This window comes from Paraburkholderia sp. BR10937 (assembly GCF_040965695.1).
Classification (GTDB): Bacteria; Pseudomonadota; Gammaproteobacteria; order Burkholderiales; family Burkholderiaceae; genus Paraburkholderia.
The window spans coordinates 311,645-323,521 of record NZ_JBFRCL010000002.1 but is presented as its reverse complement, the minus strand read 5'-3'; the positions used below and the strand labels follow the sequence as shown (position 1 = coordinate 323,521).

Sequence of the window (11,877 nt, the reverse complement as noted above, 5' to 3'; positions counted from 1 at the left end):
AGCCAACCCGCGAATATCAGTGTGATCGACCGTCGAGATTTACTGCTACGTCGCCCTCAGGAAATTCACATGACATGTACTCGAGAAGCAGAAAACCGATCCCCATTGACTCGTGAAGTCATATCAGTCCGCGGCCATGCGCTTCCGCGCGGTCATAAAAGGTCCGGTCGGTTGGCGCGCCGGTGCGAAGCGATCGAAGCCCACGGGCCCGGGCATGTCGATATAAACCGCCTCCATGCCCTGCCGGCTATAGCTTTCATGCCAGAAACCCGCGCCGCCGCTGTCGCGCAGAAACTCGCCCCACCAGCGCGAATGCGGCGCGCTGCGGGTAAACGCTTCGAGGCTTTCGAGGTCGCGCCAATACTGGCGAATGCCGACATGGTTGAGGGCGAAGAGGAATTGCTCGCTGGAGAGCAATCCCTCCGGCGGGTTCGACTCGATTTGCCGCAAGCCTTTGCCGATGCCGAACAAGGTCGCGAGCCCCCGCAGCCGGCGTACGCGGAAACCCAGGAGGATGACCACAAGATTCGGATACGCGCTGAGGTCGACGGACTTTCGGGTGACGGTGGCTTGCATGATGGCTCCCGGTTGTTTACGCTGTAAGCATAGTCCCGAATGATTACAGTGTAAACAACGCATGAGCGATTCGAATCTGTCCCTCCGTGACCGTCTGGTCGATTGCGCGCTGGCCTTGCTCGAACAGGGCGAAAGCGACGTCAGCCTGCGTGCGGTTGCGCGGGCGGCCGGCGTGTCGGCGATGGCGCCCTATCGCCATTTCGAGGACAAGGCGGCGCTGATGGGCGCCGTCGCGCTCAAGGGCTTCGCCATGCTGGAGACAGGCGCCGCGCGCGCCAACGAGGCGGATGACGCGCGCGAAGCGCTCGAGGCGCAGGGCGTGGCCTACGTTGGCTTCGCCCGCGTGCATCCTGCACTGTTCCGGCTCATGTTCGCGGACGGGGCAGGACTCGCCCTGCCCCATGAGGATTGCCGGGGCGCATATACGCTGATGGCACGCAACGTGGCGGCGCTGGCGCCGCATTGCGTCGAGGCGGGGGTACTCGCCTGCTGGGGGCTGGTTCACGGTCTGGCCACGCTGGCGCTCGACGGAAGAATTCCGGCCGATCCGGCCGGTGAGCGTGCGGCGATCGCGCTGATCACTCACGCACTCAAGGCCGCGCCGCCCGCCCTCGCCGGTTCCTGAGGCGACATTCGCAGCACGCGCATTCCCTCTCGCGCGTACGATTGCCTGCAACGCGATGACGACGAGAGAGGAGCCATGGCGACAGAGGAATCCGCGAACGGCGGGCAACAGTCCGGCCCCAAGGTGGCACTTGCCCTGCAAGGCGGCGGCTCACACGGCGCTTTTACGTGGGGCGTGCTCGATCGATTGCTGGAATCGACATCGCAGGGCACGCCATTCAGTGTCGAGGCGATCAGCGGCGCGAGCGCGGGCGGAATCAACGCGACGCTCTGCGCGGTGGGCCTGGTCAGCGGGGGAGCCGCGAAAGCGCGCGAGAAACTGCGCACCTTCTGGGAAGCGGTGTCGCACGCCGGGAAGCAGGCCGGCAATGCGCTCTTCGGCTTTTCCGAGCCGGGGCCGTTCGGCGGCTGGAATATCGACTGGAGTCCTGGCGCCATCTTCTCGGAGATCGTGGGACTCGTCGCTTCGCCTTACAACAATCCCTTCTATCGCGATCCGCTCGGCCCGGTGATCCGCGCCGCGCTCCTGGAAACCGATTTCTCGACGCTCAACGCGAAGAGCGGGAGCCCGCAGCTTTTCATTTGCGCGACCAACGTACGAACCAACGAACGCACCATCTTTACGCAGCCTGAAATTTCCGTCGACGTGCTGCGCGCTTCCGCGTGCCTGCCAGGCGAATTCCGTACCGTGAACCTCCACGGCGTGCCGTACTGGGACGGCGGCTATCTGGGCAATCCGCCTTTGGCGCCGTTGATCGCCCATGCCCAGGACCTGATCCTGATCCTCGTGAATCCGTTCGTGCGCCACGACATGCCCCCAAAAAATGCGCGCGGCATTCTGGACCGGCTCAACGAAATCGGTTTCAACGCTTCCGTCGTGCTGGAGATCAACGCGATCGAAGCGGTCAACCGCGTGCTCGATTCGGTGGGCGAGGAAGCCGCGAGCCAAAGCCGCTTCAAGACCGTCCGGTTTCACCTGATTCGCGACGACGCTTTTCTCGCGCAGTTCGGCTTCGTCTCCAAGAGCAGCACGTCCTGGTCGCTGCTCAAAACGCTGTTCGACCGTGGACGCGAGGTGGCAGACGCGTGGCTCAAAAAAAACTACGCGAATCTCGGGCAAGCGTCTTCGTTCGACGTCAAGGATGCGCTGCTCGATCCGACGCTCAAGCAGATCAGCGGATCGCACACGCAATAACGCGCGTAGCGTAACATTCGGATCTGGATCGGCTGGGCGGGGCCGTGCGCCGAACGGTTGGTGCCTACACCCTCGTTGTTGCCGGCCGACCCCGCCGAGCGTGCCCTGGCTTTCGGACTCGCGCATGAACTGTGCGGCGAAAGCGGTTTGGGGTGGTCTCTCCGTCTGCAGCTGATTCATGCGGGTTTGCACAATTGCGGTGGCTTTCCCGAGCGAGCGGCGAAATGTCTGGGCAAGAAGTTGACGTGTGTCCGATGGATGCGGGCGTAAGGACCGCCTTCGCAACGCGCGATTCGCAGACCGACGCGGCACTGGATCCCATCTTGCTCGAACATCGCGATTTGATGTATGCGGGACATCTTGCGTTGCCGCTATCGCGATAGGTGAATGGAGCGAAACCAGGTGAACACAGAATTTGCCCGCCTTCCTGTCTACTTCTATGGCTACGACGACATAGAAACGTTTTGCCTGTCCAAAAGAGAGCAACTGGTTCAGGAAAACATCGGTTTGATACTCGGCATCTTGCGCGGAGGCGCCATACCAGCCCTGATGCTTTCGCAGATGTTGGGCCTGCCCGTCGACTTCGTACGCTACGATCGTCGGGAAGCCAAGGCTGAAATCAACAACGAGAAAGTGTTTGATCTTGTCGATGCCTGCGTCAAGGAGGGCAAGAGAATCCTGCTGGTGGACGATGTTGCCGGCGTTGGATATACGCTGGCCAACTGCTACGAGTATCTGCTTTCGTTTGTTAACGACGCGTCTTTGATCAGAGTGCTGACGCTGGTGCACCACGTCGATAGCAGAACGGCGGCAGACCACTACAAAGACTGTTCTTCGGTGCGCGCAGTATTGCCATGGGAGCGGTATGTCACCAGCCGTCAGTGCCTCGATGATTTCGTGAAGGCGGAAGCGGCACTGCTGGAAGATCAAGGCTACAAGAAGACATTGGCCATCGACGATTCCGCCTATCCGTTGAACCTGAAACGGGAATGGAAGGTGGATTGCCGCGTGGAATTCGCGGGCGATCACCACTCGCTCTTGAGAACCATCGAATCCGTTGGACCAGAGGAGATTTATTGCAACAACGAATCTCTGATAGAAGTCTTGCTTAAAGCATTTCCGTTTTCCATCATATATAAAACGATCAACAACAGGCGATACAGAATCAGCGCTTTGGACTAGCGATTGACTCTGCACTCGGCACCTCGGCGAGTACGGGTACCACGCACGTTGTAAGCAAACGGAAGCTTGTACGTACATCGGCGCACTGCAACTATCTCGTGCCGAACGGCTTGAAGGACTGCCTTCAACTGGTTCGCGATACAGTACGTGAAGACGGAGGTAAAAATGCCTGTCCCCTACGACCCATCGCGCGACGCGCTCAACTCACCGCAACTCAGGCCGACGGTGTTCACTGCGGGTGGCAACTACGATATCGACGGACTGTGCGCGGAGTTCGCGCGGCTTGCCTACATACGCTACGAGAATGGCGGCGCCGAACTCCAGCGGCTCGAACAAGCGCTCGCGCTGGTGGGTTTCGAAGGCGCATTTCCCTTCAACAATGCCGATGACGACACGCATGGCTTCGGCGCCGTGAGGCAATCCGATGGGCTCGCCGTTCTCGCGTTTCGGGGAACGGAACCGCAATCGCTCTCCGATATCGCAACAGACCTGGAAATCAGTATGACAAAGTGGACCGAAAGCGCCGGCGAGGTTCACGCTGGATTTGCACGCGCCGCTCGCGGCTTGCGCGAAGCGGTCGGCGACTGGTTGAACGAAACCACGCCGACGAGAAAACAACTCATCTTGACAGGCCATAGCCTCGGTGCGGCCATCGCCACGCTCTTTGGCAGCCTATGCACGCCAAACGCCCTCGTGACGTTCGGTTCGCCACGCGTCGGCGACGCGGCGTTCGTCGCCACGCTTGCCCCTGTCGACATCAGGCGCTATGTCGACTGCTGCGATCTCGTCACCGATTTGCCACCGCCCATTGGCGGATACGTTCACGCGGGAGCGTCGAACTACATCACGCGCGAAGGCAAACTGGCACCGAATGCGGACGACGCATTCGTGCAAGCAGACCGCGCCGCCGCCCGGGAGGACTATCTGCTCCAATACGCCTGGCGCATCGGTGACGTCATGGTGCGTGACCTCGCGGATCACGCACCCATCAACTACGTGAGAAGTCTGATTCCGTGAAACGACACGTCGCCGTCAATCAGACTAACCGGGCCCTTTCGCCTGATTAGTCGCGTCTCCCTCGCGATGCACGGGCTGCGTCTCCTTCAGGCTCTTCGCAAGCCGCGATGCCTGCAGATAGCCAGGGTTCGCAGGCCGCTTCAGGTAGCGCCCGGCACCGCGCCGCGCCCGCAGATCGCCGTTCGCCCACACGAGTTCGCCTTGCGAGACCGTATGCGTGGGCACGCCGCGCACCGTCATGCCTTCGAAGACGTTGAAGTCGACGTTCTGATGATGCGTCTTCACCGAGATCGTGCGTGTGGCCTGCGGATCCCAAACGACGAGATCGGCGTCGGCGCCGGCAGCCACCGTGCCCTTGCGCGGATACAGGTTGAAGATCTGCGCGGCGTTCGTGGAGGTCACCCGCACGAACTCGTTCGGCGTGAGCCGGCCTGTATTCACGCCCTGGTCCCACAGCACGGCCATGCGATCCTCCACGCCGCCGCATCCGTTCGGAATTCTCGTGAAATCGTTGCGGCCCATTGCCTTCTGCGAAGCACAGAACACACAGTGGTCGGTCGCCGTGGTGTGCAGCAGCCCGCCTTGCAGCCCGCGCCAAAGCGCGTCGCGATGCTCTTTCGTGCGGAACGGCGGGCTCATCACATGGGCGGCGGCACGCGTCCAGTCCGGGTCGCGATACACGGACTCGTCGATCACCAGATGGCCGGCGAGCACCTCGCCGAACACGCGTTGCCCTTCGCTGCGCGCGCGGGCGATGGCTTCGAGCGCGTCTTTCGCCGAGACATGCACGATGTACACCGGCACGCCCAGCACCTGCGCAATGCGAATGGCGCGGTTCGCCGCCTCGCCTTCGACTTCGGGCGGCCTCGAAAGCGGATGCGCCTCGGGCCCCGTGAAGCCGCGCGCAAGCAGCTGCCGCTGCAACTGGAAGACGAGTTCGCCGTTTTCAGCGTGCACGGTGGGCAGCGCGCCCAGTTCGAGCGAACGCGCGAAACTGTTCACGAGAATCTCGTCGTCGGCCATGATCGCGTTCTTGTACGCCATGAAATGCTTGAAGCTCGACACGCCATGTTCGTTCACGAGCAGGCCCATGTCGCGATGCACGCTGTCGTCCCACCACGTGACCGCCACGTGAAAGCCGTAGTCGGCGGCGGCTTTTTCAGCCCAGCCGCGCCACTCGCGAAACGCGTCCATCAGCGGCTGCTTCGGGTTCGGAATCACGAAATCGATGATCGACGTCGTGCCGCCCGCCAGGCCCGCCGCCGTGCCCGTGTAGAAGTCGTCGCTCGCCGTCGTGCCCATGAACGGCAGCTCCATGTGCGTATGCGGGTCGATGCCACCCGGCATCACATACTGGCCGCCCGCGTCGACCACGGTCGCGCCCGCGGGCGCGTCGAGGTTTTCGCCCACGGCCTGGATCACGCCGCTTTCGCAGAGCACGTCCGCGCGCCAGCTCTTGTCCGCATTGACGACGGTGCCGCCTCGAATCAGGATCGCCATGATGCCAAGTCTCCTTCAGTTGAACGAATTCGCGCTGCCACCGCTCACGCGCTTGCCACACTCGGGCGCCGGCTCTTGCCGAGCTTCATCATGACGCCATAGACGAGCGCCGCAATCGCGAGCCCCACGAACCACGCATAGGTGTAGATGCTCTTGAACGCGTCGGGAACGGAGGTAAACACATTCGGGAACGCGGTGTTGAGAAAGCCCGGCAGATTGGGCAGCACGCCCAGAACCAGCGCGATGACGGCCGCTGGGTTCCAGCCGTTCGAGTAGGCATATTCGCCGTTCTCCTCGAATAGCTGGGCCGTATCGAGGCGCGTGCCGCGAACGAGGAAGTAGTCGACGATGAGAATGCCCGCCACGGGTCCAAGCAGCGCCGAGTAGCCGACGAGCCAGGTGAAGATGTAGCCCTGCGTGGTGGCGAGAATTTTCCACGGCATCATCACGATGGCGATACCCGCGGTGATGAGCCCACCGGCCTTGTACGAGATCGCTTTGGGCCAGAGGCTCGAAAAATCGTAGGCCGGTCCGACGAGATTCGCGGCGAGATTGCAGCACATCGTGTCGAGCGTGAGGATGACGAGCGCGATGCCCACGCCCACGCCTTCCATGCGGCTCGTGAGATCGATGGGGTCCCAGATCGCCTTGCCGTAGATCACCACCGTGGCCGAAGTCACAACGACCGAGACCACCGAAAGCAGCGCCATCGGAATTGGCAGACCGATGGCCTGCCCCACGAACTGATCCTTTTGCGTTTTCGCGAAGCGCGTGAAGTCGGGAATGTTGAGCGCGAGCGTGGCCCAGAAGCCCACCATGGCCGTGAGGCTCGGCCAGAACGTCGCCCAGAAGAGCCCCGCCTTCTTGCCGCCGGCCGAGAACTGGGAAGGCTGCGAAAGCATCGAACCCACGCCGCCCGCCTTCGAACAGGCCCACCACACAAGCACCACGCACATCACGACCTTGATGGGCGCGGACCAGCTTTCGAGCCAGCGGATCGAATCGGTCCCATGCAGGATGAAGTAGAGCTGCAGCACCCAGAACACAAGGAAGCACGCGCCCTGGCCGATCGAGATGCCGAGAAATGGCAGCGCGTCGCCCACCAGCGCGTTGTGCGTGAGGATATTGGCGAGCGTGTAGATGGCGCTGCCGCCAAGCCACGACTGGATGCCGTACCAGCCACACGCCACGATGGCGCGCAGCATGGCGGGCAGCTTCGCGCCCTGCGTGCCGAACGAGGAACGCACCAGCACCGCGTAGGGAATGCCGTATTTCGTGCCGGCGTGGCCGATCAGCAGCATCGGCACGAGCACGATGAGATTACCAAGCAGCACCGTGAGCACGGACTGCCACGGCGACATGCCCTGCTCGGTGAGCCCGGCCGCCAGCATGTACGAGGCGATGTTCATCACCATGCCCACCCAGAGCGCCGCGAAGTGATACCAGCGCCACGTGCGCTGCGCTGCGCCGGTGGGCGCGAGATCGTCGTTGTATAACTCGCTTTCGGCGCGGCGCGCGCTGGCGTCGCCTGTCAATGGCTGACTCATGGTTGCAGTTCTCCGTGACTTGTCGTTGGTCTGGTTCGGTTCGGGTCTGTTTCGATGCGTCAGGCGGCTTTCGGATCGGCCACACGCGCGGGGTTGTTGGGATGCGTGGTCCAGTTCGTATAGCGGCCCGAGTCGACACGCTCCATCGTGATGCATTGGTCGACCGGGCACACATGCATGCATAAATTGCACCCGACGCAGTTGGCGTCGACCACCTCGAAATGACGCTTGCCCTCGCGCGTGGCGGTGATGGCCTGGTGCGAGGTGTCCTCGCAGGCGATATGGCAGAGCCCGCACTGGATGCAGCGGTCCTGATCGATGCGCGCCTTGATGTCGTAGTTGAGGTTCAGGTACTGCCAGTCGGTGACGTTGGGCACGGCGCGGCCGCGAATGGCGTCGAGATTCGCGTAGCCCTTGTCGTCCATCCAGTTCGAGAGGCCGTCGATCATGTCGCTGACGATTCGGAATCCATAGTGCATCGCGGCGGTGCAAACCTGCACGCTTCCCGCGCCCAGCACGATGAATTCGGCGGCGTCGCGCCAGTCGGAAATGCCGCCGATGCCGGAGATGGGCAAGCCGTGCGTTTGCGGGTCGCGCGCAATTTCCGCGACCATGTGCAGCGCAATGGGCTTCGCGGCGGGGCCGCAGTAGCCGCCGTGCGTGCCTTTTCCATCGACGGTCGGCAGCGGCGCCATCACGTCGAGATCGACACCCACGATCGAGTTGATCGTATTGATGAGCGAGACGCCGTCCGCACCGCCCTTCATCGCCGCGCGCGCGCCGTGGCGTATGTCGGTCACGTTGGGCGTGAGTTTCACGAGGCAAGGCAGGCGCGTGCCCTCCTTCACCCAGCGCGTGACCATTTCGATGTATTCGGGCACCTGCCCCACGGCCGCGCCCATGCCGCGCTCGCTCATGCCGTGCGGGCAGCCGAAGTTGAGCTCCACCGCATCGGCGCCGGTATCTTCCACCTGCGGCAGGATCCACTTCCAGTCCTGCTCGGTGCACGGCACCATCAGCGAGACGATGAGCGCCCGGTCTGGCCAGTCCCGCTTCACCTGCGCGATTTCCTTGAGGTTCACGTCGAGCGGCCGGTCGGTAATGAGCTCGATGTTGTTCAACCCCGCCATGCGCTGGCCGCGCCACGTGGTCGCGCCGTAGCGTGAACTCACGTTCACCACGTGCGGGTCGAGACCGAGTGTTTTCCAGACCACGCCGCCCCAGCCCGCCTCGAAGGCGCGGTTGACGTTGTAGGCCTTGTCGGTGGGTGGCGCAGAGGCAAGCCAGAACGGGTTCGGCGATTCAATGCCGGCAATCGTGCAGCGCAGGTCGGCCATGATGCGACTCCTTCGTATTGTCTGGATTCGGTGTGTTGCTCGCGTGGATCGAGCTGCCCGGTTCAAGCGGCTTTGGCGGACTGACTCGCGAGGTAGCGATCGATCGCGCGCGCGGCGAGCTTGCCGTCCTGCACGGCCTGCACGGTGAGATCGGTTGCGCCATGGGCTGCGCAGTCGCCGCCGGCGAATACGCCTTCGATGGAGGTCGCACCATCGGCATCCACGGCAATGCGCGCGCCGGCCGCGGTAAGTTGCAGGGCGTCGAGGCCAACCAGGCCTTCGGGCAAGAGCTTTTGACCGATGGCTTTCAAAACCATGTCGGCTTCCATACGCACGATCTCGCCGGTGCCGCGCAACGCGCTGCCCGCATCGCGCGCAGTGCGCTCGAACTCCACGGCCTGCACGCAGGTGTCGCCGGTAATGCGCAGCGGCTTCATCCATTCGACCAGCACCACGCCCTGCGCCCGCGCGAATTCCTGTTCGGCCCAGGTGGCGCTCATCTGCGCCGCGCCGCGGCGATACGCAAGCGTCACCTGCTCGGCGCCCAGCTTGCGGCTTTGCACGGCGGCATCGATGGCCGTGTTGCCGCCGCCGATCACCACCACCTTGCGGCCCACCGCCAGCGCGGAAAGATCGTCGGCGTCGCGCAGGCGGGCGATAAATTCCACAGCGTCGCGCACGCCATCGAGCGCTTCGCCTTCAATGGAAAGCGCTTGCGTGCCGCCGAGGCCCACGCCGATGAACACGGCGTCATAGGCGGCTCGCAATTCCGTAAGCGTGACGTCACGGCCAAGCCGCTGGCCCTGACGTATTTCGATCCCGCCGACGGAAAGGAGCCATTGCACTTCGCGCTGCGCAAAATCGTCGACGACCTTGTACGCCGCGATGCCGTATTCGTTGAGACCGCCCGGCTTCTCGCCCGCATCGAACACGTCCACGCGATGCCCGGCGAGCGCCAGCGTATGCGCGCAGGCGAGTCCAGCCGGTCCGGCCCCGACCACGGCCACGCGCCGTCCCGTCTCGCTCGCGCGTTTGAAGAGCGCCGGCGCGCCGGCGGCTTCGCGCGCCATCTGAAAGTCGGTGGCATGACGCTGCAGCGCGCCGATCCGGACTGGTTCGCCATCCTGATGATTCCGGACGCACGCGCCTTCGCAGAGGATTTCGGTTGGGCACACGCGCGCGCACGTGCCGCCCAGCGGATTCGCGCTCAAGATGTCGCGCGCCGCGCCCTTGAGATTGCCGTTGCCGATCTTGCGGATAAAGCCCGGAATGTCGATACTGGTCGGGCAAGCCGCAACGCACGGCGCGTCGTAACAGTAGTGGCAGCGGTCGGCGGCGATGACAGCTGCGTTGGCGGACAGTGGCGGCGCGACGTCGGCAAAGTTGCAGCCAAGCTGTTCGGCCGTGAGGCGGCCAGGCGCGATGCCGTCGGCGACATTCGAGTTGGGCTGGGACATCCGGATGCTCCTTGCGAGGCAAAACACGAGTCCCCGGCTGTGCGCGACGCGCGCAGCCGGTACGTGGGGAATGCGTGAAAGACAGCGCGGCTCTCAGGCCGCTTGCGTTGGCGTCAAAGGCGTCAGCCGGGTTCGCTCGCGCGTTCGAGCATGGCGTGCAGCAGTACGTTGGCGCCCGCCTCGATCCATTCGATCGTCGCGTCCTCGACCTCGTTATGGCTGATGCCGTCGATGCACGGCACGAACACCATCGAAGTCGGCGCGACCGTCGCGAGATAGCACGCGTCGTGGCCCGCGCCCGAAACGATCTCGCGGTTCGAGTAGCCAAAGCGCTCCGCCGCCGCGCGCACGGAGTTCACGCAGGCCTTGTCGAACGGCACCGGCGCGTAATAGAAAATCTGCTCGAGCTGAGTTTCGAGCTTGCCTTGTTCGGCAATCCTTTCGATGCCTTCGCGCAGTTCGGCGTCCATCTGCGCGAGCACGTCGTCCTGAGGATGGCGGAAATCGATGGTAAAGAACACGCGGCCCGGAATCACGTTGCGCGAATTCGGATGCACCTGCATCATGCCGACCGTCGCGCAGGCCAGCGGCGCATGGCGCAGGCCAATTTCATTGACGAGCTGCACGACGCGCGAGGCGCCCAGCAGCGCATCGCGGCGGCGCGGCATGGGCGTCGGGCCCGCGTGCGCTTCCTGTCCGGTGAGCACGACTTCGTACCAGCGCTGGCCCTGCGCGTCCGTGACGACGCCGATGGTCTTGTTTTCGGCTTCGAGTATCGGCCCCTGCTCGATATGCAACTCGAACGCCGCGTGAATCTTGCGCCCGCCGCACGGCAGTTCGCCCGCGTAGCCGATACGCTGCAACTCCTCGCCGATGGTCTTGCCGTCGACATCCTTGCGCGAGAGCCCGTAGTCGAGCGTAAAGACGCCTGCGAACACGCCCGAGGCGACCATCGCCGGCGCGAAACGCGAGCCTTCCTCGTTGGTCCAGATCACGGTTTCGACGGGGCGTTCGGTTTGAATGCCGTGATCGTTGAGCGCGCGGATTACCTCGAGACCGCCCAGCACGCCGTAGATGCCGTCGAAGCGCCCGCCCGTGGGCTGGGAATCGGCGTGCGAGCCGGTCATCACCGGCGGCAGGTCGTTGTTGCGCCCCGCGCGGCGCATGAACACGTTGCCCATCTGGTCGACGCTCACCGTGCAGCCCGCCTCTTTCGCCCATTGCACGATGAGATCGCGCCCTGTCTTGTCGAGGTCCGTGAGCGCGAGGCGGCACACGCCGCCTTTGGGCGTCGCGCCGATCTTCGCCATCTCCATCAGGCTGTCCCACAAACGCTGGCCGTTCACGTGAATCGCGGTCGTCAACGCGGCTTCGCTTACTGCGTTCATGCGTGTCCTCCTGTCCGTGTTCGTCAAACGTGCATTCGCGCCACCTTCTGGGGC

General features: G+C 63.5%; 10 protein-coding genes. 4 read left to right on the top strand and 6 right to left on the bottom strand.

Annotated features, from left to right (window positions below; translation table 11 throughout):
- Positions 1–123: 123 nt before the first annotated feature.
- Entirely contained in the window at positions 124–576 is a 453-nt protein-coding gene (locus AB4Y44_RS03420) for a DUF4188 domain-containing protein (protein ID WP_368698704.1), read from the bottom strand.
- Between the two features lie 61 nt (positions 577–637).
- Here AB4Y44_RS03420 and AB4Y44_RS03415 point away from each other — a divergent pair, with 61 nt between their 5' ends.
- The 4 genes from AB4Y44_RS03415 to AB4Y44_RS03400 all read left to right on the top strand — a co-directional run bounded on the left by AB4Y44_RS03415 (position 638) and on the right by AB4Y44_RS03400 (position 4,594).
- Positions 638–1,201, top strand: a complete 564-nt coding sequence (locus tag AB4Y44_RS03415; protein ID WP_368698703.1) for a TetR/AcrR family transcriptional regulator — start codon at positions 638–640, stop codon at positions 1,199–1,201.
- Between the two features lie 75 nt (positions 1,202–1,276).
- Positions 1,277–2,395, top strand: a complete 1,119-nt coding sequence (locus AB4Y44_RS03410) for a patatin-like phospholipase family protein (RefSeq protein WP_368698702.1) — start codon at positions 1,277–1,279, stop codon at positions 2,393–2,395.
- 402 nt (positions 2,396–2,797) lie between these two features.
- The gene (locus AB4Y44_RS03405; RefSeq protein WP_342921708.1) at positions 2,798–3,577 is read left to right on the top strand and encodes a phosphoribosyltransferase; all 780 of its coding nucleotides are present in this window, start codon (positions 2,798–2,800) and stop codon (positions 3,575–3,577) included.
- A gap of 165 nt (positions 3,578–3,742) precedes the next feature.
- The gene (locus AB4Y44_RS03400) at positions 3,743–4,594 is read left to right on the top strand and encodes a lipase family protein (protein ID WP_368698701.1); all 852 of its coding nucleotides are present in this window, start codon (positions 3,743–3,745) and stop codon (positions 4,592–4,594) included.
- A 24-nt stretch (positions 4,595–4,618) separates the two neighbouring features.
- Here the strand turns inward: AB4Y44_RS03400 and hydA are convergent, their stop codons facing one another.
- The 5 genes from hydA to AB4Y44_RS03375 all read right to left on the bottom strand — a co-directional run bounded on the left by hydA (position 4,619) and on the right by AB4Y44_RS03375 (position 11,823).
- Positions 4,619–6,094 (bottom strand): dihydropyrimidinase, encoded by a 1,476-nt coding sequence (gene hydA, locus AB4Y44_RS03395; protein ID WP_368698700.1) that lies wholly within the window; start codon positions 6,092–6,094, stop codon positions 4,619–4,621.
- Positions 6,095–6,138: 44 nt separating this feature from the next.
- Positions 6,139–7,641 (bottom strand): NCS1 family nucleobase:cation symporter-1, encoded by a 1,503-nt coding sequence (locus AB4Y44_RS03390; RefSeq protein ID WP_342921711.1) that lies wholly within the window; start codon positions 7,639–7,641, stop codon positions 6,139–6,141.
- 59 nt (positions 7,642–7,700) lie between these two features.
- Positions 7,701–8,978 (bottom strand): NAD-dependent dihydropyrimidine dehydrogenase subunit PreA, encoded by a 1,278-nt coding sequence (preA, locus tag AB4Y44_RS03385; RefSeq protein WP_368698699.1) that lies wholly within the window; start codon positions 8,976–8,978, stop codon positions 7,701–7,703.
- 62 nt (positions 8,979–9,040) lie between these two features.
- Positions 9,041–10,435 carry an NAD(P)-dependent oxidoreductase gene (locus AB4Y44_RS03380; protein WP_368698698.1) on the bottom strand — a complete coding sequence of 465 codons (1,395 nt, stop codon included), beginning with the start codon at positions 10,433–10,435 and terminating at the stop codon, positions 9,041–9,043.
- 122 nt (positions 10,436–10,557) lie between these two features.
- Entirely contained in the window at positions 10,558–11,823 is a 1,266-nt protein-coding gene (locus tag AB4Y44_RS03375; protein WP_368698697.1) for a Zn-dependent hydrolase, read from the bottom strand.
- Positions 11,824–11,877 lie beyond the last annotated feature (54 nt).

Excerpts from the sequence above, each read along its gene's own strand:
- AB4Y44_RS03420 (WP_368698704.1), bottom strand. The coding sequence starts at position 576 with ATGCAAGCCACCGTCACCCGAAAGTCCGTCGACCTCAGCGCGTATCCG.
- AB4Y44_RS03415 (WP_368698703.1), top strand. The coding sequence starts at position 638 with ATGAGCGATTCGAATCTGTCCCTCCGTGACCGTCTGGTCGATTGCGCG.
- AB4Y44_RS03410 (WP_368698702.1), top strand. The coding sequence starts at position 1,277 with ATGGCGACAGAGGAATCCGCGAACGGCGGGCAACAGTCCGGCCCCAAG.
- AB4Y44_RS03400 (WP_368698701.1), top strand. The coding sequence starts at position 3,743 with ATGCCTGTCCCCTACGACCCATCGCGCGACGCGCTCAACTCACCGCAA.
- hydA (WP_368698700.1), bottom strand. The coding sequence starts at position 6,094 with ATGGCGATCCTGATTCGAGGCGGCACCGTCGTCAATGCGGACAAGAGC.
- AB4Y44_RS03390 (WP_342921711.1), bottom strand. The coding sequence starts at position 7,641 with ATGAGTCAGCCATTGACAGGCGACGCCAGCGCGCGCCGCGCCGAAAGC.
- preA (WP_368698699.1), bottom strand. The coding sequence starts at position 8,978 with ATGGCCGACCTGCGCTGCACGATTGCCGGCATTGAATCGCCGAACCCG.
- AB4Y44_RS03380 (WP_368698698.1), bottom strand. The coding sequence starts at position 10,435 with ATGTCCCAGCCCAACTCGAATGTCGCCGACGGCATCGCGCCTGGCCGC.
- AB4Y44_RS03375 (WP_368698697.1), bottom strand. The coding sequence starts at position 11,823 with ATGAACGCAGTAAGCGAAGCCGCGTTGACGACCGCGATTCACGTGAAC.